This is a genomic window from Lutaonella thermophila (assembly GCF_055387725.1).
This window is the reverse complement of record NZ_AP043783.1, coordinates 2,002,697-2,027,731: the sequence shown is the minus strand read 5'-3', so window position 1 is coordinate 2,027,731 and position 25,035 is coordinate 2,002,697. Positions and strand designations below refer to the sequence as shown.

Sequence of the window (25,035 nt, the reverse complement as noted above, 5' to 3'; positions counted from 1 at the left end):
ATTGTTGTGTGCTGCCTTTTATTTTTCTTTGATTTTACAAGTTTTGATACCAAATGGTGCATAGAGTGGACAAAAGCTAATCACACTTGTTAAAACGAATACTCCTGCAAGTACCATTAAAATGATTCCTAAAGTACCTGATATTGTTCCCGTGAAATAAAGAATACCAACTATTGCAGCGATTATAACTCTTATAATTCTGTCTGCTGAACCCATATTTTTTGTCATAATTGAAAATTTTAAATTATTGAAAGATTACCTTACAAAGTTAGATAGTCGACTAGAGCTATGCAGTGACTGTGGTCACCACGCGTCAATAATTCTTATTATACCTGAATTTTGTTCAACTTTCCCATCTGTTTCAAGCTTTTTTAATACTCTAGAAACTACTTCACGTGCAGTTCCTAATTCATTCGCAATTTGGGAATGACTCATATTAACAGAATTATTATGACTTAATTCAGTTTTCTTTTTCAAATGGTCGTATAGTCTTTTATCCATTTTATCTAATAATAAGCTGCTTATTGTGTCCAATAGCTCTGAATATCTCAGATTAAATTGATTATAGAAAAGTTCGTTGAAGTCTGGGTATTCTTTTAACCAATTTGGCAACAAATAAACGGGTAACAAAAGAACTGTTGAATCTTGTTCTGTTTGAGCAAATACTTTGCTCGGTGTATTTTTTAAAGCCGCATAAAAAGACATTACGCAGCTTTGGGCTGGTTCAATGTAGTAGAGTAGCAATTCTTTCTCTTCAAATCTAGAATATACTTTTATCAGACCATTAACAACAATAGGTAAAGCTTTGACATACTGCTGTTCCCTCAATATTTCAGTTCCTTTTGGGAATTCTTTAATGGAGGATTCTTGTAGTATTTTTTCAGCCAAATCAGGTTTAAGAAAAGATAATTTTTTTTTGTCAAGTTCCATTTTCTGTCATTTCCTTAGGTTGCACACAACGGTATTGGCTATGGTTTCGTTACGGAATGGTACGCGAGTATCATTCCGCCGTAACCATAAATTTAGCAAAAAGGCTTGAAATTCCGATTAGGAATTTCAGCCGTAATGAACTATAGCCGATGTTGTAACCAGTTTTTATTTTATTGTCTTTTTTATTAATTCAATATTTTCCTCAAACTTTGGGATTACGTCCAACAAATCACTTGCTTTTTCAACTAATTCATAAGCTTGCTCATAGTGTTTATTCAATTCAGTATTTGTAATTGTAATACTGTCCCTATTCGGTTTTTTATAGTTAATTAATTTGCCTGTAAGTTTAGTTCCGAAAATTTTTTCGTCAGACCAACGACTCCATAAGTTATGTGCAAATTTATTCCTTAATGTCTTTATTCCTTTGACTTTTTGAACCAGTTCAGTTAAGTCATTTAAAATTGGTTCAGGAATTATTCTATAGTCGTAACGATGCCTATGCAATTCAATTGCATTTTCCAATGCTGTTATTTTATTCATAACTGTTAATTGGTCGTTATAGGTAAGGCCAAGATATTCAGGCGTGATTAATAACCGATTCAATAATATTCCAATAAGGTAGTCCAAATTTGAAAATTCAAGCAGTAATTTTCCAATCAATTCAAATTGTTTATCTGTCAATTTCGAAGATTTAGATGTATGATTGAATGGCATTTTTTTAAATTGGTTACAACGGTCTCGTATATGAAAAGTAGCGGATTTTAAGCACAAATTTTTCAGGTAAACTCTGACCTTAAATTTATGTAATTCATTTCGATTTAGCACTTAAACCGCTATTTTTTATATACGTTGTTACCCACTGGCTTTATTCCGTTCAGCTTGGTTTTCAGCGTTGGATAAGACATACTCTTTTGTAATTTTTGGCTTGTGTGTTGGTTGGTGCGAATTGCAAATGTGTATGGCTTTTAGCGTTGGCTTTTTAACAACAACTTTTATTTTCTTGAATTGGTGGACAAGCAACTGTTCCGTATGAGCAATAAACACAACAATCTCCTTCTTTTGGTTTCAAAACCGTTTTACAATTCTCACATTCGTAGAAAAATTGACAAGCGTTTGTTGGCATATCTTCTACTTTTGGATGCCCGCAATTAGGACAGATGATTTCTGATTTTAATTGAACTTCCATTAGTATTCTTTTTTGTTGGTTACTTTATAACCTGTTGAGTTAATTGCTTTTTCGATTTCTATTACGTTGGTTTTTGTTTTATCAAATTCAATAATTGCATTTCCTTTTTCGTAAGACACTTTTTGGTTTACAACTCCGTCGAGCTTATTTATTTCGTGATTTATATGTATTTCACAGCTTGCACAAGTCATTCCACTAATTTTAAATTCAGTTGTTTTAATGTTCGATTTATCAACTACGATTATTTGCTTTTCTGTATTTGGGTAAAATATTCCTGAATAGTATGGAAAAGCCAACATTACAATTGCAAATACAGTTACGATTCCTAAAAATTTTTTTGATTGAATAAATTTTGGTTTTTCGTCCGTCTCGCATTCGCAGTCAATTTCTTTTTGAGGTTTTAGTTTTTGATACCAAGCAAAACCAAGAACTAAAATTGTCAGTCCGATTAAATAAGGTCTAAAAGGTTCAATCCAAGAAAATGCAGAAGCAATTCCGCTTGTTCCTGCGATTAGAGCAAAAACGGGTGTAATACAACACAGGGAAGCTGTAATTGCAGTTAACAAACCTGCACCAATTAATTTATTTTCACTTTTCATATCGTTTCTAAAATTTTGAGTTTAAAGGATTCTGAATACCGTCTGATTACTTTGTCGTTTTTATACATAATGTTTAAAATTATGTAGCCTTTATTCAGGACGGGTCAAGCTTGTGGGTAACGTCCCGTGTATATGCAGTTTGGGCGTTTAGCCCAAATTGGCATATACACTTTGTTGGCGGTTCGTTATTCTTCAATTGTATTCATTAATTTATAACAAAGTTTATCAATCATTCCTTTTTTGGGGTTATTGGTTGCACCAATATTGGTCAATATTACTATTCCAGTATTATTTGACAGATTAACAGCCATTGAAGATTTATAGCCTCCAGTTCCTCCGCTATGCCACAAAAACGGTTCAGTCGTATATCCTTTTACGATATACCATCCTAAAGCAACCGTAAATTTATCCTCAATGTTTATCGTTGGTTGGCTCATTATATTAAGCTCCGATTTTAAGGCTGCGAAGCACCAATTAAGATATAAGGACAAATCTTCAGAAGTTGATAAAACTGCCCCAGCTCCTTCAAATGCTGCCAAACTCCAATTATCGGTAGGTTTTCCTTTCCAATTATATCCTATAACCAATGATTTTTGAACTGCTTCTCTTTTCGTTGTTGTGTTTGTCATTTGCAAGGGTGTAAATATTTCTTCTTGCAAAATGTTTTCATAGTTATTTGCCCTGATATGGCAAATTATGTTGGCAAGTAGTGCCATTCCAATATTAGAATAAACATATCTTTCTCCCGGAGTGCTTTTTATCTCGATATCTTCCTTAAGAAATGTTTTCAATTTGTCATAGTCCCAATTTTTATAAGGATTTGTACGCTTTGTATTAAAGATACTTACTGAAATATTATTAGGTAACCCTGAGGTATGGTTTGCCAATTGCTTAAATGTTATGTTTGGGTTTCCTTTAATTGTAAATGGAGAATATTTGCTAATGGGTTCATCTAAACTTTCTATTAAACCATCGTTAATCGCATTCAATAAAAGTTGTGTTGTGAAAACTTTAGTAATAGAACCTATCTCAAAAACACTTTTATAATTAGTCTTGAGCTTTAGTGTGTCGTTCTGTCTTTTTATGCCGTAGAAGGTAGTATTATCATCATTAATTATAGCAATCGACATTTCAGATTCATTTGGAAATTCGGCAATTGCATTGCTAATTAGTTCTATTTGTTCTTTTGACAATTGAGTTTCCGAGATATTATTTTCTATTACCGGAGCTGAAAATTTCATTGTTGATTTACACCCCAAAAAGAGGAGGAATACAATACTAATTTTATAGTTCATATTTTTATTTTTAATGACCGCCAACGGTCTCGGCTATGATTTCGACGTGGAAAATCCGCTTAGGATTTTCCGCTAAAGAAATCAGTTGTTTAAAAGTAGGGAATATTTTGTAAGAAAAAAAGCAACGTTGAATTATAGCCATTGTTACCTATTGTTTGCAAGCGCAAAACACGGGAAAGCAAAGGCAATTGAACTTTAGCCGTTCGGCTTGGGCAGGATTTGAACAATTAAAAATTCCGAGTAGTTTCAAAAAGAGCTCGAATTATTCGGCTTATTAAAAAGATAGAATAGGAGGAAATTCAACCGGAGCGATATACGCAACGTGTATTTTTTTGCGAATTATAGGTAACGTTCTCGGCTATGATTTCGACGTGGAAAATCTGATTAAGATTTTCCGCTAAAGAAATCAGTTGTTTAAAAGTAGGAAATATTTTGTAAGAAAAAAAAGCAACGTTGAATTATAGCCATTGTTGGCTTTAGTTTTTATTGTATTTCCAATATCTTGGAAACCGAATTTTTCAGCTTTTCTATTAATTTATTCAATTCAGAGGTTTTACCAGAAACAGCGAAATTAAATTTTTCAACTCTTGTGTCAGATTTATCAGTTTGTTCATTGTTTTCAAACATGAATCGAACACTTATTTCTTGATCTGGATTATTTCCTTCGAAAGCTTCATTAATCATATTCCAGTTAAAATTCTTTAACTCATCAAAGGTTTCAATAGTTATTTCGATTTTAGAGACATTTGCTTCTGTTTGAAACTTTTCGGGATTATTATTTTGGGAATAGATCGAAAAAGATAATAGAGAAATAATTCCAATAAGAATGTTTTTAATTTAAAGTTAGTCAGCCACGCTGAATTATAGCCATTGTTGGCATTTCGTTTTTTATTCCAACTTATTTTATTAGACTTAATTCTGTTCTCGCTTTTCTAGTATTTGAATTTATTCGGTCAATATAATGTTCAATAAGACCTTGTTTTTCAATTCAGTTTCTTTTGAATTTGGATTCAGTATTGTAAATTAATATTAATGATGCCAAAATAATAAACGATGGTAAAATTAAATTCCAATAATGTTTTGGGTCTGAAACATTAGAGAAATCAACAGTCAAGATTCCCATAACACTTGAAATTATTATTAAAATTGATGCTAGGTTTCTTTTAATCATATTTTTTATTTTTAATTCATTTTTGAGTTTTTTTGTCAATGAATGCCAACGGTCTCAGCTATGAACAGTTGGGCGTTTTATACCCTAACTTTTCGGTTTAGCACCGACCTTTGTTTTTATGTTTATACTTTTGGCTTTATCACTTTCGCCCCAATTGTTTATAGCCAATGTTGGCTGTTCGTTGTTTATTTTTTAGAGTCCAAAATAATAATCTCTCATTTTATTTGCCATTAACTTTCTACGTTGCATTAAAAAGTCTTGATAATCGTCTATTGTCATTTCCATAATTTCTTTTGGAACGCAGTTTTGTTTTAAATTGTCTAAAAGTTCTTGTTCAGTTGAGATTCCGCTTACTTGTTTATTGTCATCAATCATTTGTGTTTTTATCAAGTCAAAATATTCTTTCGGTGGTTTGTTTCCAACTTTTATGTTGATTTCCGATTGCATATAAACATAGTTGGCAATTTGGTTATATTTTCCTCTATCAAGTCCATTTTTCTTTAAATAATCTTTTGGGAAAAGATGATGAATGTCTCCACGAAGTGAAATAAGGTCGCCAATCAAGACGTCTTTTGATAAAAATCCTTTGTCGTTCGCTTTAACTTGTGAAGCAAGAAAAACGTGAAAATATGGACTGCTCGCAACTGATGTGTCTAAACTTTGCGGAAGTGAAGCGTTCCAATAAGCGTCCGAAAGTTCCGCTTCTTCGCGTTCTTCTAAAATTTCATTGAAAGGCTTCTTTGAAATTTGTTTAATGTCAAAGTCAAAAGTACTTTCAGGTGAACCTGAATATCTTCCTGTAAGAATGGAATATACAAACCAACGTCTGACATAAGTTTCAATATCAACTGAATTTACTCCAAGGTCTTTTAACTTTAAGTAAATGATGTACGCAAAATTTATTGCATTTTTAGAGCGAATAAGTTTTGGCGAAATAAATCCTGCCGATTTAATTATCATTAAAAACCTTTTGAAATTGGTTTCATTGATGAAATTTTCTACGCCAATTTTTAGGGTTTCAAAAGATTTTTGAGCGATTTCTGCCTCATAAGCTCTTGTTTCAAAATTTCTACCCGAAAGTAAGCTAACCAAATCTGAAAGTCGTCCTCTGTTAAATTGCGAAGTGAACGCAACACGAATTAAATCTGTATAATCAGGGTCGTAAAGGTCTTCGTTTTCAGTTTTTAGCCATTGCATTTTTTGAAAGTAATTTGACTTTGCAAATTCCTTGTCATTATCTACAATATGCTTATAAAAGTCGGGTGCTATGGTTAGATGACAAAAATAATCAATTGCTTTCCTTAAATCGTTACCGCCATTTTCTGTATCGGCTGCAATTTTACTCATTGCAAAATCGGCTTGACTTAAAACGACACCTTTTGAATTGATACGAATAAAGATTTCTGTAACCGTTTCAATGTCCAAATCGGAAGTCAATTCAATCATTCCGATTGGTTTTTTAACAATTCCGATGAGTTGAGAAAATGATTTTTCAATTAAATCTTCATCAATTTCGGGATTTAATGCACAATAATCACGAACTAATTTTAGCAAACTAATTTTGCCCGAAAATGCATCTGTAATATCGTGAAGCCAAGTTTTGTCTTTTAAAATTGCGGGGTTTTGAACTTCAAAACGTTCTTCAATAGGATTAAAGGCAATTTTTATTTTTACTCTTTGATACGTTTTATTGATAACGTATTGACCAAGAATTGCAGCAGTAAGAGCTGTAACACGTTGTTGTCCATCAATAAGCATCTTTTTTCCTTCGCTTAAACTTCCATCTTTGAGTTTTACATTTGGATTTCGCCACGCAATAATGTAACCGACTGGATAGCCTTGATAAAGACTGTCCATTAAATCACGAACTTTTGAGTTGTTCCAAACAAATGGTCTTTGAATTTCTGGGATTGCGATTTCGCCTGAATTTACCCAAGCCAAAATCGTTTCTATTAGATGTTGGTTTACTGAATATTTTTGCATTAAATTTTTTCTATTTCTTATGTGGTTATTCTTTTGGTGACGGTTTTTCTACAATGACAGCCAACGGTCTCGTGTATGAGCAGTAGCGGATTTAACTCACAAAACTGTCAGATAGCACCTACCTTTGATTAATAGTTTTATATTTCAAAATAGCACTAAACCCGCTATTGCTTATACACAATGTTGGGCAATCGTGCTTTTTTCCTTTCTGTCCGTGCGTTGGCTCAGACACACTCTTTGACAAGCTTTGGCTGGTGCGTTGGCTTTGAGCGGCTTGGCAATGTGTGTGGCTGTTGAGCGTTGGAGTCATTGGTTATTTTATGTCAATTATTTCAACTTCACTGTTTGTGTCGCCTATTGTTACCCTGTCTCCAATTGTTCTACCTTTTATTGAAGCAGCTAAAGGCTTCATAATGTTTACTATTTGCACTCCATCAATAATTTCAGCACCATTAGTGGGATAGTCCACCAATTTCACTTTCAATTCCTTTTCATTACTTAGGAATTTGATTTTAACTGTGCTATTAAGTTCGACTCTATTGTCAAAGAGAGAGTTTGGAATGGATTCTACTCGTTCTTCTACTTGTTCTTGGTCTTTTTTCGAGTGCCGTTTAATTATAGACCATTCAGATTCGTAATAATTATTATCAATTGGTTTTCCATTGGCAGTAAAACTTTGGAACACTAATCGACTGATGTCATTGTAGATATCTAAAGGCAAGACATTGTAATCTATTCGTTCAAAATCATTGTAAATCACTTTGTAGCCTTGTAAGTGAAGCTGCTCCCGTGTCGAAATGTTTTCGGTCAAATGAGCTTTGAATTTTCTACGACCATTCTCATTGAAGTAAATTCCAATAATTTTTTCAGTTTCAACAGCTTCGATATGCACCAATTCCCCATCTCTATTCAAACCATTTTTATATTCTTTCCCAACTCTCCTTGAAAGCAAAACGGATATATAGACTTTATTTATATGCCCTGATTTATAGCATTGAAGAAGAAAACCTTTTCGATGATTTGTTTGGATTGGTATAACATAGTCGGCTTCCAAAGGCTCGTCATTTGTCATAACGTAAGTGCCTGATTTAAACAGGTTGAAGTACCGAAGTATTTCTCTTGACCTTGGATTTGAATCTATGTTTTTCAGATGCTCACTCAGAGTTTCTTCATCATCTGTTTCAATTTCAAAATCTGAGGTTTTCAACTCTACTGAATCGTCCGTTTTTGCTTCTCTTTTGTCTCTGATAGTGGATTCTCGATGTCCAGTATCGCCAAGAGTTTCAGATTCCTTTTCTTCAAAAGCGGGGATCATGTTCCAGAGGGGTTCTAATGCCTTTTCTCTGTTGGTGTAATACTCATAACCACGTACTCGGAAGAACTGCCAACCGCATCTTTCAAGTACTTTTTGACGCATTATGTCATTTTGGTGCTGTTCTGGTCCATGCCACTTATCCCCATCGCACTCAATTGCTATTTTAGTTCCATCAGGAAGCAGAGCCACCATATCAATTCTGTATCGTCCTTTTGCTACTTCGTATTGAGGAATGACGCTCAGTTGCCTTCTTACAATATCATTGTAAACATCAACTTCAAACCAACTGTCGAAAGGTTCAGGTTGCGTTCCCATTCTTCTTTCAATTGGTGTGTTGAAAATGGGCTGATACGAATTATAATTCTTGAAATGGTCTAATAGTTTGTAACGTAAATCATTTGTATTACTCAAATCGTCCAACTGAACCGAATGGAATAAATAAATCTGCTCTTTGGCTCGACTTACAGCAACATTGAAGCGTCTTTCGTCTTCTGGTTTCACAAGTGCTGACCTATTGTGATTGTGAGCTGTTACCAAGCTTAAAAAGATAATATCTCTTTCATCACCTTGAAAGGAAGAAGAGTTCCCACAAACAATTTTACGCTTGTGAAATTCCTTTTCTCCAATTCTTTTCAGGAGTAGGTTTTCAATCACACTTGCTTGTTGATTTCCTTGAAGGGTTATCACTCCGATTGTCTTCCCATTATAGTTTTCGTCTTCGACTAACTTCCCAATTGTTTCAGCAATGTGATTTGCCTCTGGCTCATTTATAATTCTTGCACCTCTGCCTTCTGTGTAGCCATTGTCGCAAAACTCTGCTACCAACGGTTTAAGACGATTTTCTGAATATTGTTTGAGTGGATAAAGCCCTTTTCCATCAGGGGCATAAAAATGACGATTTGAGAACTCAATTATTTCAGGCATACATCTGAAATGTTCCCTAAGAACTGTAACACCATCACAGAAAAATTTAGCATGGTCGAAAAAGCTGAACTCTGTACCGTAATAATCAGAAAACGGGATTCCATTTAGATAACGCTTAATGTGAGGTGTCATTGAATTTGCATTAACACCAACATATTCAGGTGAAGTCTGCTTGTCATCTCCAACGATTATTATATTCTTTGTAATGTAGAGTAGGAAGATGGCATCAGGACCGAGTTGACTAGCCTCATCAATAATAACATAGTCATACATTTCTTGTTCTGGCTGTATCGTTTCAGCAACCTTGTACAACGGCATTATCCAACATGGCACAGAATCTTTGCAATGTTCCATTTCTTGTTGAGCAATCTTTCGAAACTTCATTGCCCTTTTGCCTTTTCCGGTCTTACCAATCTTCTTTACTGCCATTACCCAAGCATCTAAATGCTGTCTTAAAGAGCGGTTTTGTTGTAGACCTTCAACAACTTTATACCAAGCTTTTTTTGAAGCGAGTTTTGCAGTCAGTTTTCTTTCTTTCCGTTCTAAATCAGATAGGTTTTGAATGAGTTGATTTTCATAATTCACATCCATCAGCTTTTCAAGTTGATGTTGAGCATTTCTGAAATAGATTGCTTGTTTTAAATTTTCTACATCCTTAGCTGAAAAGGAATCGTCCTCTACCAATTTTGTTGTGGATGGGATTTTAGAATAAAGCTCTGAACGTAAATTTTTGAAATTCAGAAAATACTCTTTTCCATAAGCTAGCTTTTCAATTCTGTTTAGTGATTCTTCATAAGCGTGGAAGTCAAGGTTGTTGTATGCTTCGATTATGTCTTTCTTAATTGGATGGTAGCCTTTTGGAACATAATTATTCAGATATGCGGTAGATTGTTTAATTAGCTCTTCAAACTCCGAAATGCTCTCTTTTAGTTTGCTGTACTCGGCTTTGAGAATAGATGTCTTTAGGTCTTCATTATCAAAAAGTTTTATCTGCAAATTGCTAATGGATTCAATAGCCAATTTCACTGCTTTTACTTCTTCTATTAACTTTGATAAGCGTAGCACTTCATTGTGAATTTGATTGAAAAATGAAATCTTCTTGAATAGTAAGTTTCCTTTTGGCTGTTCTTTTTCCCAAATTTCTGATAGCTCAATAAAGTCTTGGCGAAAAGAAATATCCTTCAATACAGTTTCATACTCTTCAATGGTATCGCAAGGACTTCCATTCACACGAACAGAATCAATAAAATAAAGTCGCTCTTTAATTTCTCTTGGTAGAAAGGGCTTTTTAATTGAAAAAGTAAAGCCTGATAACGGATTGCCTTCATTTAAGTGTGCTAGAAGTACTTGAGCATCATTTTTAAGTTGCTTTAAACTTTTGTCCTGAGGATAAGAGACTTCAATATCCTTATCAATCTGACGTAAATCATGCTTTTCGAACTTTTCAAGCACTGACTTTGACTGATTAATTTTTTGCAACCATTCCTGATTCCTGCCTTTTAAAAAGGATTCTATGACAGCAGAAGTGAAATCAATCTGGAATTTATCTACTTCGTTGTAAAAGTTTTGAAGGTTATTTAGGTGTTGAAATAGTTGCTCAAAATCTGAACATGAAATTTTTAGTTTAGCATCTTTTGGAAAAGAGCCATTGGCAAGCTGGGCAGTAAGATTTGAATATTCCTTTAACTGGTTAGCAGTAAGTAATTTATTGGCGTCAGGGATTTCAAAATCAAATTCATCGGTTTCAATTTGCTTGTAATTTTCATGCAGTTGAATGAATTCCGTTAGACGAGAAAGCAACTCATTATTTTCAATATTGCTGAAATCGTCTTCGTACCATTCGAATAATGCCGTATCTCTTTCAAGATTCTCAGCAATTTCAGTTAGAGTTCCTTTGTATTTCTCGTTAACCTCCTGTTTTCTTGTCGCTTTTTCCTTAATCTTGACAAGACTGTTTGAGGTTTCAGCGATTGATTCTTTCGTTTTCTTTAAATCATTTTCAAACTCATCAATTTGTGATTGATATTGAGTTAGATTGGCTCTTGACAACTCATCATTTATGGCATTGACACTTGATTGTAAGTCTTGGATGGAAGATGAATCCCCACTCAAAAGGTTTACTGCCAAATCCTGAAATTCAGGTGGAAGCTTATCTTTTAGAACTTCCAATGCTCTTTTTGTATAGGCGGTAATTAAAACCTTTTTACCATTTGCGAGCAAGTGACAAATTAAATTGGCAATAGTGTGTGACTTTCCTGTACCTGGAGGGCCTTGAACGAGAACCTTATTGCTTCTTTTGGCTTTTTCAACGATTTCTAATTGTTCGTCATTGTATTCCTTCGGGAAAAATATTGGCTCAATCTGTAAACTATTAACTGAGTTGTCTGATAGAGAATTATCATCTTCAAAATTTGGGTGGATGCCTATAAGGTCATTTATTGTCGGAATTTCAAGACTATCTTCACCATTTTCAATATTCTCTAATATCTTCTCATATAGAGCGGTAAAACTTCGAGTATCTCTTTTTCTAAGTAAAAGAGCTGGGGAAAAAGTGATATTTGGTTTTGAAGGTGTTCTATTTGGCTTTTCAATTAAGTGGGTATAGCTGCCATCAGGAGAAACCCTTTCCGCAAACATTTGTAGAGCATCCTCTGTATTGCTAAAAATTGTTTCAATATTTCTCTCTTTAATGTAGTTTTCTACAGCTTTTTCGGCATCTATGATGTTTTGCGAATCAAACTGGTCAAATAAGTCAAGGATGGAATCAGTTTCAATTTGGGGCGCAGATTCTAAGTTTGGTGAAACAAAAATTTGTGAGTCCTTTTGAGAGTACTCGAAGTTAATATCGACTCTTTGGGTTAAAATATGTCTGGAAATCTTAGGTCTTTCATCATTCTCCTTGAAGTTCAAGAGTCCGACACCAACAACCAACTCGTACTCTTCTCCAAATTGCTGAGTTTTGTTGAATATTCTGAATAGTTGTTTATAGACAGAGTTTAATTTCTCATACTTCTCAAGTTCAATTCTGTATGCTTGGAGTTTCTCGTTATATTCTATCAGGTCATCAATCCATTTTTTGTCAATGTAATGCTGTAATTCTTTTTCAAGTCCCGGGAAGTCTTCAATCGAAAGAGTTTCTCCATTGATTTCAAGTTCTTCTTTTAATTTGGGTTCATCTTCTTCATTTAATAAAGTTGGTTTGTCAATCCATTTTTCTAAGTTTTCAGTAAGCTGGGCAAATTCTGGTTTCGTTGGCTCTTTAGGTTTTCTTACTTTTAACCAATAGTCGTTGTCTTTGTTGAAGTCGCTTCTGATAATGTTTTCAAAAAGCTCATTTTCGGGAATGTCGTTCAGCCAAAATTTCTCAGGATATTGTGTTTCTTGAGCATCTATGTCACGGACAGGGTTACTTCTAAGTTTCGAGAACTCTTTGAGGTAATTAAATATTTGTAAGTATTTGTCCTTTTTCATTTTACTCCATTATTCCTTTGTCAATTTATCAATTTCCAATCGAGCGTTTGCAAAAATTCAGGCTCTTTTGGTTTTCAGCGTTGGCTTTGTGTGTCGGCAAAACCAAATGTGCCTGAATGTGCGGTCGGCTTTTCGGCATGTTGCCCAACGGTCTCGTATAAGAATAGTTGTGGATTTGTGTGCGAGTATTTTCCGAAGGAAAATCAGACATAACAAACACGCAACGACTTTTGACTTAGCACTAAACCGCAATTATTTTTATACATTGTTGGCAATAGTATTTTTTATCATTATTCCATTCAGTTTTTGCGTGTCAGATTCCGAAAACTCATTTAAGTCAAGCGTAATTTTATTTCCGTCAGTCTTTATCAAAGTCAAAGTTTTTCCATTCAGTTCAGTTGCTTTTATTTGGTCAAATCGTAATGATTTTCCAAAAAATGATTTGATTCGAATTACGATTCCTTTATCATTCCATTGTACAGTATTTTTATACCAAAAAAGTTTGCTGAAATATACTGCTTGCAATAAAAAACCAATTGCACTTATGTATTTATAGGTTTTTTCATTTTCAAATTCAAACGGTTCAGTTATTCCAATTACAATACAAATCAGCGACAAGATTATCAGTATAATCCAATAATTTCCTTTCCCTAACTGGTCAAAATATATTCGTTTCATTTTTGTACTGTTATATTATTGCCAACGGTTTTGGCTATGGTTTCGTTACGGAATGGTACGCGAGTATCATTCCGCCGTAACCATAAATTTAGCAAAAAGGCTTGAAATTCCGAATAGGAATTTCAGCCGTAATGAACTATAGCCGTTGTTGTAAGTAGTTTTTTATCCAATTGATACAGAACCATCACTTTTAATCCAAACACCAGTTTGCATTCCATTAAATACATTTCCAATCATTGTAATTCCACCAACCAGTAAGGCATTTCCATTAATATCAATTAATCCAAGTTGTGGTGAATCGGTACATTTAACAAAATGACCAGTTGGCGTATATAATTCAGCTTGCGTTCTAAATGCAGTTCCAGATTGTTGATGGATTTCGAAAAGTGTTTGTTTCTCCATTTGACATTCCCAAACATTTGCTTTTTTTTCAATTTTCAGTCCGACTTTTTTCCCATCTTCAGTTGGGAATATTCTGTTGCCAACTACTTTTGCTAAATAAGTTCCATCAGAATGATAAATCGGAATTTGAGTTGTATATCCAACTTTTTCCTCCTGCACTAATTCAATTAAATTCGTGTCATCAAATTTTAATGGTACTGGACAATTTATAAAAGTATTAGTAGCAATTGTGACTGCTGGAAATTGGGTGAATATTAAATCATTCATATTTTAATGCGTTTTTTTTAAATTACTTACAACGTTCTCGGCTATGATTTCGACGTGGAAAATCCGCTTAGGATTTTCCGCTAAGAAATCAGCCTTCATAAATGTAGGAATTTTTTACTTACCAAAAAAGCAACGTTGAATTATAGCCATTGTTACCTATTGTTTGCAAGCGCAAAATAAGGGCTAGCAACAACTTTTGAGCTTTAGCCGTTCGGCATGGGCAGGATTTACCCAATTAAAAATTCCGAGTAGTTTCAATGAAGCTCAAATTATTCGGCTTATAAAAAAGATAGAATAGGAGGGAATTCAACCGGAATAATACACGTAAAGTGTATTTTTTTGCGAATTATAGGTAACGGTCTCGGCTATGAGTAGTTGCGTGGGTTAACACTTAACTTTGAAAGTACACACCGAGTTAGAAATTCCGCAGGAATTTCCAAAGTAGGCAAGTAGAAGCAATTACTTATAGCCATTGTTGTGCATCGTTTTTGTTTCTAAAAGGTTTTCTATATAATCATTGTCATTCCGAACTTTTTCAGCTATTATGTGGGAAATTGAATTGTTAAATTCATTATCACTAATTTTTCCTGACAGCCTTAATTCTTCTGATTTTAAAATATTTATAGCAGTAATTAATTCACTTTTGTAAGCATTGATTAATTGAACACCCTCAAATTCGGTTAAGTTTTCCCTTTTCCAGTCTTTAACAATGAAATCGATATTACGTTTTGAAATGAGAAAGAATTTGAACAAATCATCTGTTACAACCTGAAATAGTTTTACGTCCTCCGATAATTTAGAATATTCTTTCAGCTCAAAGAAGCCCCTTTCATTATTTATGTTGTTTTTATTGGGTTCAGATGAAATGTTGTTTAAGATTTTATCAAAATTATTCAAGTCTAATAAAGCTTTTTCAAGCTCTGAAATTGAGTTTTGAATAACTCGTTTTGTGTGTTCTACATCATCTTTATCAGGATTTTTCTTTTCTAAAATTTTGTTTTCTTGGTAAACAGCTTTGTCAACAAGAATGAGCGTGTCTTTTAGAGTGATTACTCCTTTTCCCTGCTTGAATTTAAAATATTCAAAATTCGGTGTTACAACTCTTTTTTGTTCAAAAGGTTTTGATATTTTAATCTCTTTCAGAGAGTTGTATTTTTCGAACTTCTTTTTATTAATCGAGATGTAAAGAATTGAATGTTCATTTGGGTCCAATGCTTTACATTTATAAATTAATGTTTTGAATTGAAGACTATCAATATTTTCCTTTCCAACAATATCACTTTCTTTAATTTTTATAAGTTCAAAAACATTAGGGATAAAATGAATTTTTGAATCTCCGGGAACAATTAAGTGTAATTCAATATTTTCGGCTCTGGAATTTCCTCTATTTGTTATCGGATACGCAAGCTCGATGTTGTTGGGAAAAAAGTGGTCAAAACCAAGGTTATTTTGATATAACTCAACAATTGGTTTTTCTTTTTCCCTTAAATATTCTTTGTATTGAGGTGTTTGAAGAATGACTCCGTAGATTGTTACTGCACCAAGAATAAATCCACCAATCCATTTCAGAATATTATTAATTTCTCTTTTAGTTTTTTTCTTACTCTTGTTTTTCTTTTTTGACATTAGAATTTGGTTGATTCAAATGATGCACAACGGTCAAGTATAAGAGCAGTAGCGGATTTCAAGGCGATTACCTGTTCGCCAATCCCAAAGTTTCTTAAATGCACAGACCTTGATTTTACCACTTCACCCGCTATTGCTCTTATACAATGTTGTGCCTTCGTTGTTTCTTTTTCGTCCGTGCGGCAGGACAGACATACTCTTTGACAAGTTTTGGTTTGCGTGTCGGCTGGTGTGACTTGGCAATGTGTATGGCTGTTGTGAGTTGGCATTTAGTTATCACGTTCTACTATAATTACATCGGTCAAAACTTCGTATTTTTTAGGAAATCTTGCAGAATCACCTTGTTTGTAAAATTCAAGTTTCAAATCATTTGTTGATTTTTGCTTAAAAGTGTCAAGGTATGAGTGAATTGCAGGCTTCAATAAATCTACGTTTCTTTTCAACTTCCAAGATTGGTCAAAATCAGTCCTGTCAATTAGGATTAGAAAAATTCTGTTTTCAGCACCGAATCTAAAATCACTCTGATTTTCGTAAAGATTACGGGCTAATAGTAGCGGGTCAGCCTTAACTCTATCTATCAAGTCCAATCTAAATTGCCTTATTTCATCAACTGCCTGTGCTGCTTGTCCGCCCTTATCTTTCAATCGTTCAGTTAAAGAGTAGTAAAGATTAGAATCTTCATTATTGAACTTTATGTTTGCAGCCCTTGCAGCTTGCTTAAGTGTTGTCAATTCAGGTCTTAGGTCTGCCTGTTTTCTTTCAAATTCAATAAAATTCGTTGGCAGATATGTTACTTTAAGGTCAAATGGGATTTCATTTATAAAGAAATCGACACTTTTTATCTGTCCAACAGTTGGTAAAACTACTACGTGAGATTTGAACAAATGCTCTATTAAGATACTTGACCAATGGTTATACCAACTACAAACGAGATAGTCCTGAACAGTTCCAAGAATCCCTGTCTCCATCTGTTCGATAAGATAATCATAAGAGGTGTTGTCCTTAATGTATTTTTTGACAAGATACTTGCCTAAATCGTTTTGATTGTCAGCACCCCACTTAAACGTTTCAACCTTATATAGTTCTTGAACTAGACTGTCAGTGTCAAGTTCGTTTAATTCAGACGCGTTTTGTCTATAAATGAAATCGTTAAGCAATTTGTGAGATTCGTCTAAGTTCTCAGATAGGATATTGTACAATTCTTTGAATTGAGCATTTAGCCTTGTGCTTTCAAGTTCAATATCATTATCTTGGCAGAATTGATTTATATATTCCCTTCTGACGATAGACTTAACTTTTAGCCAAAGAGTGCCAAGTCTATCACTATTAAATTCTTTAAGCTCTTCACTGTCGTGTTGCTTCTTCCAATAATCAAAATTTTTAGGCATTATCTATTTCTTTTATAAGTTCTGTAACATTTAAAAATTTATCCTGTGATAATAACTCTTTCATTATGTGATTCATTATTTGATAGGATTTATAGCCCTTTCCCTTTAGTTCGGATATTCTCATTATAAGGTCAGGGCATTCTGAAAACCTTATTATTTCCAACCTGTCTGTACTTATAGGGTGTATAGGTTTAGAATAAGTTATGATGAAGTCGGTTTGCAAGCCATTTTTTCTATTATCTTGAACAACAGAGTTGGCAGAATAACCAAGGGTTTCTACAAGTTCTAATTTATAGCCAATACTTCTAAACATCTCAACTGAACTTATCCAAGCATCATCATCAAGGCTATTGAACATAAAAGACAGTTTTTTCTCTGGCTTTAATACTCTAAAGCACTCTTTGAAAACAGAGTACATAAGGGTATTATAATCGTTTTTATCCTTCTTTCTGTCTTTCGATTCACTAATAATTATTTCTTTTTCAAAATCTACATTCTCTTTCAACCAACTATTCCAAAGTAAGCTTAATTCAAGATACGGTATTCTGTTACCGTGCGGTGGGTCAGTCAAAATATAATCAATGGAATTTTCAGGTAGAGATTTTAGATAATCCTGAGATGGGCTTTTCACCAATAGAAAATCTGTTTTATCGAGATCTTCAAAATTGTTTCCTTGTCGATAATTTTGACCCAATTTGCTTTGCTCTTTTTTAGCCTTGAAGATTTTCTTAAATCTATTTTCAAAGCAAGTCCAAGCATTATTTTCAAAATAATCATTTGGCATCCAATATCCTATAACCCAACTTCCTATTTCTTTTTTCTCTGAAATTTTTGTTGAACCTTTTTCTTTTGTCTTGTTACGTCTCTTAATAACAAAAACCATTTTGCTTGCTTGCCCCAAAGATGCGGTAAAGCAAAACTTGAAAAAGTCTTTAATTTGATTATTTGTAATATTTTCAATTTCTTGATAAATCAATGAAAGAGCGAGTAGGTTTCTTGGTGTAAATAAGTCGGAAGTCTGATTTTCTCTGTTAGCGTTGATTCTGGAATTATGGAAAAATTTTTCTTTTGGAAAAAAAGTACTAATCTTGTCGTAACTTATTTCAACGGCTTTTTCAATATCTATTTGATTAGGAACATCTGAATATCTTTTTCTTGTTCCGTTTGAATATCGAACTTCTGTTAGTTCTCCATTTTCCCATAAAAAGTTTTGTCCTTCATACTTTTGACCATTTCTTTCAACGACATATAATTCCTGAATTTTATCCTTTACTTTAGCTTCAATTTTATTGAACTCATTTAAAACGAGCTTTATATCAATATTCTGAATTACATTTTTGGTAATTAAAATAGAGCTTGGATTGATGTCTATTCCTATTCCTTTTCTTCCATTGAATACAGCTTCTGACACACTTACTCCCGAGCCACAAAATGGGTCAAGGACTATTTCATTATGGGAAGTATATTTTTTAATAAAGTCAGCCATAATATTGAAAGGCTTCTTTCCCCAATATTTGTGCATTGCATAAAGTCCTTTGTAGGATTCTGCTTTGTGAGAAATTTCTTTCTTGGACTGGTCTTGTTTAATTATATTTTCAAATAATGTCGTCTGCATTTTTCTTTTTTTTTAAAGTTAAGATTCTTTCTTCGTGTGTTAGCAAAAAAATGGCTCTTTTGGTTTTTCAGCGTTGGGCTGTGTGTCTGCAAAAACCAAATGTGCCATTTGTGCGGTTGGCTTTCTACAATGAGGCACAACGGTCTCGGCTATGAGTAGTTGCGTGGTTTAGCACTTAACTTTGCAAGTACACACCAAACTGAAAATCCTCGCGGATTTTCAGACGTAGGCGAGAACAAGCAATTACTTATAGCCATTGTTGTGGCTAGTTTTTTATTCTCCGTTTGGTATATTATTTTCTTTACAATATTTTTCAATTTCCGTATCGTTTTCAAAATAGTCATCACAAAATTCGTCAAGCTCTTTTTCAGTCGATTTGTAATAACGTTCCTGTGCTGTCATTAATCTGTCGGTTTGTTCTATAAATTGCTCAAATTCCTTATTTATTTTACAGAGTTTGTCAATTGTCTTAAAATCAAGGTCTCTATAAGTTGCTGGAAACAGAATTTTACTTTGGTATGGATTTGCGTTCAGTTCGATTATTCCGATTCCGAAAGATTGATTTAATCGTTCCATTTCGTCCGATAAGCTATCGCTAAACTCAAAAGCAACTAAATAACCGTAATTCGCCCAACTTGAATTTGAAACTGCTTGGAAATAGGCTTTTTTCAATTCAGAGTCCGAGTTGATTTCTTTTTTTATTTCGTAAGAGCTTAATTTAAAAGTGTCAACTCTATTGATTGACTTTAAAAAATTCTGACTGACTTTAGTTTGTAAATTCAAAAATTTAACGCCAACCATATCTGGGTGTGTCCAAATTTGATTGTTGTCTTTTCCATATTTTGATTGCTCGTGAAAAATAGTTTTTGAATAGATTTTTGTGTTTTTTAAATAGCTACTCAAAAGTTTATGCAAATCTCTTTCATTGTATGTTTTTCCTTTAACCTTTGGTAGTTTTGCTGAAGGCGTTTCTGTCGAGCCAGACAAGATTTCAACTCCTATATCTTGCTCGTTTTTGGTCAAATAATATGCGTATGAACCTCCTTCTTGCTTTATTCTTTTAACACGAGAATCTCCATTTCTAATAAAATCTCCCAAAAGTGCCGAAATTGTTGCAGGTGGTGTTTTAGCTGAACCAAAGTCATAATAACCATTTTTTACAATGTGGTCGTGAACTTCCATATAGTTTGTCAGTCCGTTTATGTCGTCAAGACTTTTTAAAATAGCTTCTTTTATTGTCATATTTTAAATTTCATTTTCGGCTTTTCTCACATTAGCCACAACGGTCAAGTATAAGAGCAGTAGCGGACTTCAAGGCGATTACCTGTCCGCCACCACAAAAATTTATTAAGCGCATTTGCTTTGATTTTAGCACTTTACCCGCTATTGCTCTTATACAATGTTAGGCACAGGCTTTTTCTTTCAAGTCATTGTCAATAAGAATATTAGTCCGATTATTATCCTGTAAAAACCAAAGTGTTTGAATCCGTAATTCTCTACTATTTTCAGAAAAATCTTTACTGCAACCCAAGCACTTACAAATGCGAAAAGTAGGCCGATTCCAAGCATTAAAATTTCCTGCTTGTCAAAATTGATGGGGCTTTTCAGTAAGTCGTAACCTGTAGCAGCAAACATTGTCGGAATTGCTAATAGAAAAGAAAACTCCGTTGCTTGTTTTTTGTCCAACTTGTTAAATACTCCGCCTATGATTGTAGCTGCTGCTCTTGAAGTTCCTGGTATCATTGACAGGCACTGCATTAGTCCGATATAAAAGGCATTTTTGAACGGGATATTTTCAAGCGTATCAACTTTGCTTTTGGTCCTAATTACTCTTTTGTCAATCCATATCAGTACAATTCCGCCTAAAATAAGCGAGATTGAAACGACCACTGGGTTAAATAAATAGGCTTTAATAAAGTCGTAAGCTAAAAAGCCAATAATGGCAGTTGGTACAAAAGCAACCAAAAGTTTGGTGTAAATTTCTATGCCTTGCAGAAAACGCTTGATATACATTAGGGCAATGGCAAGTATCGCCCCCAATTGAATGAAAATCTCGAAGATTTTTACAAATTCATCATCGTGTATTTTCATTGCTGACGATGCTAAAATCATATGCCCTGTTGACGAAACAGGCAAGAACTCGGTCAGTCCTTCTATAATGGCAAGTAATATGGCTTGAAGTATGTTCATAGTTTTTCGTTCGGAAAATGGCCTGTCTCCCAAGTTTTTAATTCGCCTTGTTGGTCATAAATCAACAAGCCATCAAGATGGGGCATTGATTTTAGAAAAGATTTTGCTTTTTCAGTACCCATTGCCATACAGGCCGTTGCAATGGCATCAGCTTCGGTTGACGAGTTGGATAGAATACTCACACTTAATAAATTATGAGTTACAGGATAGCCACTTTTCGGGTTTATAATGTGTGGATATTTGTTTCCCAAACTATCCGTATAAAATTTTCTATAGCTCCCCGAGGTGCTTATCGATTTATTATTGAGTTTGACAATTTTCATCAAAGAAGTTCCACGTTCTTCAATGGAAACATTGGGGTCTTCAATTCCAATTCGCCAAGCTTCATTTTTGCTATTTACTCCTTTGCACTTCATTTCTCCACCTATTTCTATCATGTAGTTTTGTACATTGTTCTTGTTTAGGATTTGAGCAATTTGGTCTAACGCAAAACCTTCCCCTAAACCGCTCAAATCTACCATAGCCCCTTTTTGTAGGGCTTTTACCTTGGCATTGTTAAAAGTGATGACTTTTTCAAATTCTGTTAGTTGGATTAAGGAATCAACCGTAATCGAATCCAAATTGGAACGGTTTTTAAACCCAAAACCCCATTCGTTGATTAGCGGATAAAGAGCAGGATTGAAATAATGATTTGTTAATGAGTAATAACTTTTTGCACTATCCAACATTTGAACAAATGTGGCAGAAGGGTTAGTGAACGAACCTTCTCGATTAAAACGGGAAATTTCAGATGTTTCATTGTAAGAGTTGGCAGCAGTATTTATTGCTATGAAAATTGAATCAATGGCTAGTTTAAAATCTGTTTCCGACTGAATTTGAAATTTGTAATAGGTACCAAATACTTTACCTTGATAAATTTCAAATTTTTCTTTTTGGTCACAACTAAAAATAATGGCTGAAATAATAAGTAATAGGAATAATTTATTTTTCATTTTATAACCATTTTTTACGTTTGAAGAAAAGTAATGTGAGTACAGAGGACATCACCATAAGTATGATTGCAAAAGGATAACCCCAAATCTCGTCCAATTCGGGCATAAACTGGAAGTTCATTCCGTACATACTGGCAATAAGTGTGGGAGGCATAAACACAACGGTGACTACCGTAAAAATCTTGATAATTCGGTTTTGCTCCATATCCACCAAACCCAGAAATGTGTTTTGTAAAAATTCCAATCGTTCAAAGTTGAAACTGGTGTGGTCGAGCAAAGAGCCAATGTCTTTAATCATTACACGAAACATTTCATAATTGTCTTTCGGGAAAAACTTACTCTTTAAAATGGATGAAAGAATCCGTTGCTTTTCTATAATATTCTCACGAATAGAAATAGTGGATTCCTGAAAAGCCGTGATTTGCAAAAGTAGTTCACGTTCTGGGTCATTGTCCTTAACCAAATCTCTACTGATTTTGGTTATTTGCTCCGTGATGTTCTCAATCAGGTCGGCATCAAAGTCAATGCGAATTTCAAGTATTTCTAAAAAGATGTCAAAACCATTTTTGGGTTTTACAGAACGCATTTTCAAGTAGGTATCCGTAAACGTTTTATACTCCTGTTGGCGCTGTGTAATTAGAAATTTGTCCTTCAGTATGAACGAAACGGGCTCGTTGATGTAGTTTCCATTTTCTGCTCGTAGAAAATTTAGGTTTATGCCTATTTCGGTTTCAGTTTCTGAAAATTTGGAACTCGATTCAATTTCTTCACGCTCCTGCGCTGTGAATAGTTCTACGCCAAAAGATTTTTCTACCTGTACTATTTCTTCTTCGGTAGGATTTAACAGGTCAATCCAAATAATGTCGGTATGCAGGAAATTCTTTCCTGTCCCCATTTTGAATTGTCCGTTTTCTATACTTACATATTTTATCATTCAATTTTTCTCATTTGTCGTGTTGTTTTAGCTTGTGCCTAACGTCTTGTGGCTATGCACAGTAGCGCGCAAAAAAGCCTTTCATTATGGGTTTCTATTACAAATTTAGTAAATAATTTTGGACTTTCGCTTTTCACACCTAAACCCGAGCTATTGTGTATAGCCTGTGTTGTACGTAGTTTTTTTCTAGAGTGTACTTATTTATTAGAATTTCAAAAAATGACTTTTTATACAATTTTCCAAGCTTTGATATATTGCCAGCTCTTAAAATTTTATCCGTGTAAATTTTCATCATTTTCATCGCTAATATTTGCCTTATTTTATTGTTTGTAGGCTTTCAGAACCACTTTTTTTCGATTTTATTCACAACAAGGCATACCTATCCCATGTGTTAATTAAGCCGCCAATTTTTCTTTTATTTTCCGCCTATATTTTCTTTGATTAATAAACCACAAAACACTGCCTGGTTTAATAATTGTTTTGACATGCTCCATACTTCCTGAACATATTCTACACTCTTTTCTATTATCTATAAATGGAGTTAATTCTTCTCTTTCTCTGTATGCCGGTTTTTCTGTATACGATTTTGGTATTTTTGTCCTTGCATTATAAATACCATAGTAACGAACTACTCTAAAATTTGGCAAGGGAACATGCTGAAGCAACAGTGGAAAAAAATCACGATAATGTAAACGTAGAATTTTTTCTTTGGGTTTACCTTCTGCTGTTTTTTCTTTGTAATCTTTATACCTAAAACTAATGTATTCACCTGATATGTCTGTGATTTTGTATTCACTTAAACAAGCACGCTTTGAATAACGGCCGATGTATCTGATGATTTGCTCAGGCATATTCATCGGTGGCTCTAAATGAATAATCCATTTCTTTTCTAATAATTTGTCCTTAAAATCAGCGTATGATTGCTCATCTGTAAAGTTGTGTTGTAAATCATCCTTATAATAAGCCAAATCTATACGTTTTATGATCCGACTTCTAAAGCTTTCTTTAAGTTTTAAATAGTCTATCTTATCACTTATGGGTATGCTTTTTAATTTATTGTTTTTCATATCAATACCGCCCCAACTCACAATCATATGCACATGAACATGTAAATTTTTGCGCTCTCCATAGGTGTGTAAAACACTCACAACACCTATTTCAACATTATAGACTTTACGTATATAGTCTTTCAATAATGTAGCAGACTCATTCATCAATATTTGATAAAAGATTTTAGGATTTCTCCTGATTAAGCTGTTTAATTGATGGGGAAGGGTCATCACTACATGGCGATGTGGAACATTTAATAATTGACCATGTAATGTTTCTGCCCAATTTAAAGTATCTCTCCAACTACAAGTTGGACAAAACCTATTTTTACAACTGAAAAATACATCGACTTTATCTCCACAATCCTTGCATTTATAAACATCCTTGCCCAATTCTGATGTTCGGCATTTCATTATCGCCTGAACCGCATAGCGCTGATGGTCCTTTACAGGATATTTAGGATTGGAAAGGTAATCATCCCAGTGGTCACGAAAGAAACTAGCCAGTGTATATTTTTTCTCAAGTTGACTATTTTGTGTAGATATATTTCTTTCAGTAACACACATTAACTAATGTCTTCGAAAACTTCTAGAGCAATAGAAAAGGCTTCGGTAGCACCAGGAATCAATAGCTCACGTTTTCCATTCTTTACCCCAAATATATCATCTTTTTCGTTAACTACAACACAATCAAATTGTTCAAATAATTTATCCGTCTCAGAAGCTACTGTTTCTAAATCTGAAAAAACATCATCAAAAATCTGAAATTGATCGTAATCATTAAAAACAGAAAATTGCTTTTTATTTAAAGTTATCTCTCTCATTATTAATAATTTAAAACCTTAAAAGTTAATGCTATTGAGAAAAAGTGGGCATAAATTACGTACAACGGTCTTGTATATGAAAAGTAGCGGATTTTTAAGCACTAACTTTTCAGATTATTACAGACCTCTAATTTATTCATTTTGTTTCGATTAAGCGATTAAACCGCTATTTTTTATATACGTTGTTGTACGCTGG

At 33.8% G+C, this 25,035-nt stretch carries 20 protein-coding genes; all 20 read right to left on the bottom strand.

The window, feature by feature from the left end; all coding sequences use genetic code 11:
* Positions 1–18 precede the first annotated feature (18 nt).
* The 20 genes from ACZ5CF_RS09495 to ACZ5CF_RS09400 all read right to left on the bottom strand — a co-directional run bounded on the left by ACZ5CF_RS09495 (position 19) and on the right by ACZ5CF_RS09400 (position 24,839).
* A complete protein-coding gene (locus ACZ5CF_RS09495; RefSeq protein ID WP_464579093.1) occupies positions 19–228 on the bottom strand; it encodes a YgaP family membrane protein in 210 nt (69 codons plus the stop codon).
* A 75-nt stretch (positions 229–303) separates the two neighbouring features.
* Positions 304–930 carry a Crp/Fnr family transcriptional regulator gene (locus tag ACZ5CF_RS09490; protein WP_464579092.1) on the bottom strand — a complete coding sequence of 209 codons (627 nt, stop codon included), beginning with the start codon at positions 928–930 and terminating at the stop codon, positions 304–306.
* Between the two features lie 165 nt (positions 931–1,095).
* A complete protein-coding gene (locus tag ACZ5CF_RS09485; protein ID WP_464579091.1) occupies positions 1,096–1,611 on the bottom strand; it encodes a hypothetical protein in 516 nt (171 codons plus the stop codon).
* Positions 1,612–1,909: 298 nt separating this feature from the next.
* Complete coding sequence (locus ACZ5CF_RS09480) at positions 1,910–2,116, bottom strand: GDCCVxC domain-containing (seleno)protein (RefSeq protein WP_464579090.1); 207 nt, start codon at positions 2,114–2,116, stop codon at positions 1,910–1,912.
* The gene (gene merTP / locus ACZ5CF_RS09475; protein ID WP_464579088.1) at positions 2,116–2,715 is read right to left on the bottom strand and encodes a mercuric transport protein MerTP; all 600 of its coding nucleotides are present in this window, start codon (positions 2,713–2,715) and stop codon (positions 2,116–2,118) included. The genes ACZ5CF_RS09480 and merTP overlap by 1 nt, the downstream gene beginning before the upstream one ends.
* Before the next feature lie 185 nt (positions 2,716–2,900).
* A complete protein-coding gene (locus ACZ5CF_RS09470; protein WP_464579086.1) occupies positions 2,901–4,010 on the bottom strand; it encodes a serine hydrolase domain-containing protein in 1,110 nt (369 codons plus the stop codon).
* A 483-nt stretch (positions 4,011–4,493) separates the two neighbouring features.
* Entirely contained in the window at positions 4,494–4,694 is a 201-nt protein-coding gene (locus ACZ5CF_RS09465) for a hypothetical protein (protein ID WP_464579084.1), read from the bottom strand.
* A 679-nt stretch (positions 4,695–5,373) separates the two neighbouring features.
* Positions 5,374–7,164: a GmrSD restriction endonuclease domain-containing protein gene (locus ACZ5CF_RS09460; protein ID WP_464579083.1), complete on the bottom strand. Its 1,791-nt coding sequence runs from the start codon at positions 7,162–7,164 to the stop codon at positions 5,374–5,376.
* A 313-nt stretch (positions 7,165–7,477) separates the two neighbouring features.
* Positions 7,478–12,874: an AAA domain-containing protein gene (locus ACZ5CF_RS09455; RefSeq protein ID WP_464579082.1), complete on the bottom strand. Its 5,397-nt coding sequence runs from the start codon at positions 12,872–12,874 to the stop codon at positions 7,478–7,480.
* A gap of 258 nt (positions 12,875–13,132) precedes the next feature.
* Complete coding sequence (locus ACZ5CF_RS09450) at positions 13,133–13,552, bottom strand: hypothetical protein (RefSeq protein ID WP_464579081.1); 420 nt, start codon at positions 13,550–13,552, stop codon at positions 13,133–13,135.
* 162 nt (positions 13,553–13,714) lie between these two features.
* Entirely contained in the window at positions 13,715–14,221 is a 507-nt protein-coding gene (locus ACZ5CF_RS09445) for a hypothetical protein (protein ID WP_464579080.1), read from the bottom strand.
* 459 nt (positions 14,222–14,680) lie between these two features.
* Complete coding sequence (locus ACZ5CF_RS09440; RefSeq protein ID WP_464579079.1) at positions 14,681–15,847, bottom strand: hypothetical protein; 1,167 nt, start codon at positions 15,845–15,847, stop codon at positions 14,681–14,683.
* A 269-nt stretch (positions 15,848–16,116) separates the two neighbouring features.
* Positions 16,117–17,235, bottom strand: coding sequence for a hypothetical protein (locus ACZ5CF_RS09435; RefSeq protein WP_464579077.1), 1,119 nt, complete (start codon positions 17,233–17,235; stop codon positions 16,117–16,119).
* On the bottom strand, positions 17,228–18,850 hold the full coding sequence (locus tag ACZ5CF_RS09430) for a DNA methyltransferase (RefSeq protein WP_464579076.1): 1,623 nt from the start codon (positions 18,848–18,850) through the stop codon (positions 17,228–17,230). Before ACZ5CF_RS09430 ends, ACZ5CF_RS09435 begins: the two co-directional genes overlap by 8 nt.
* A 273-nt stretch (positions 18,851–19,123) precedes the next feature.
* Entirely contained in the window at positions 19,124–20,092 is a 969-nt protein-coding gene (locus tag ACZ5CF_RS09425; protein WP_464579075.1) for a COG2958 family protein, read from the bottom strand.
* Between the two features lie 180 nt (positions 20,093–20,272).
* Positions 20,273–21,040, bottom strand: a complete 768-nt coding sequence (locus ACZ5CF_RS09420) for an undecaprenyl-diphosphate phosphatase (protein WP_464579074.1) — start codon at positions 21,038–21,040, stop codon at positions 20,273–20,275.
* A complete protein-coding gene (locus ACZ5CF_RS09415; protein ID WP_464579073.1) occupies positions 21,037–22,032 on the bottom strand; it encodes an FAD:protein FMN transferase in 996 nt (331 codons plus the stop codon). The genes ACZ5CF_RS09420 and ACZ5CF_RS09415 overlap by 4 nt, the downstream gene beginning before the upstream one ends.
* A 1-nt stretch (position 22,033) precedes the next feature.
* Positions 22,034–22,966, bottom strand: coding sequence for a magnesium/cobalt transporter CorA (gene corA / locus ACZ5CF_RS09410; RefSeq protein WP_464579072.1), 933 nt, complete (start codon positions 22,964–22,966; stop codon positions 22,034–22,036).
* 395 nt (positions 22,967–23,361) lie between these two features.
* The gene (locus ACZ5CF_RS09405) at positions 23,362–24,582 is read right to left on the bottom strand and encodes an IS91 family transposase (protein ID WP_464579067.1); all 1,221 of its coding nucleotides are present in this window, start codon (positions 24,580–24,582) and stop codon (positions 23,362–23,364) included.
* Positions 24,582–24,839: a hypothetical protein gene (locus tag ACZ5CF_RS09400; protein WP_464579065.1), complete on the bottom strand. Its 258-nt coding sequence runs from the start codon at positions 24,837–24,839 to the stop codon at positions 24,582–24,584. Before ACZ5CF_RS09400 ends, ACZ5CF_RS09405 begins: the two co-directional genes overlap by 1 nt.
* Positions 24,840–25,035: the final 196 nt, after the last annotated feature.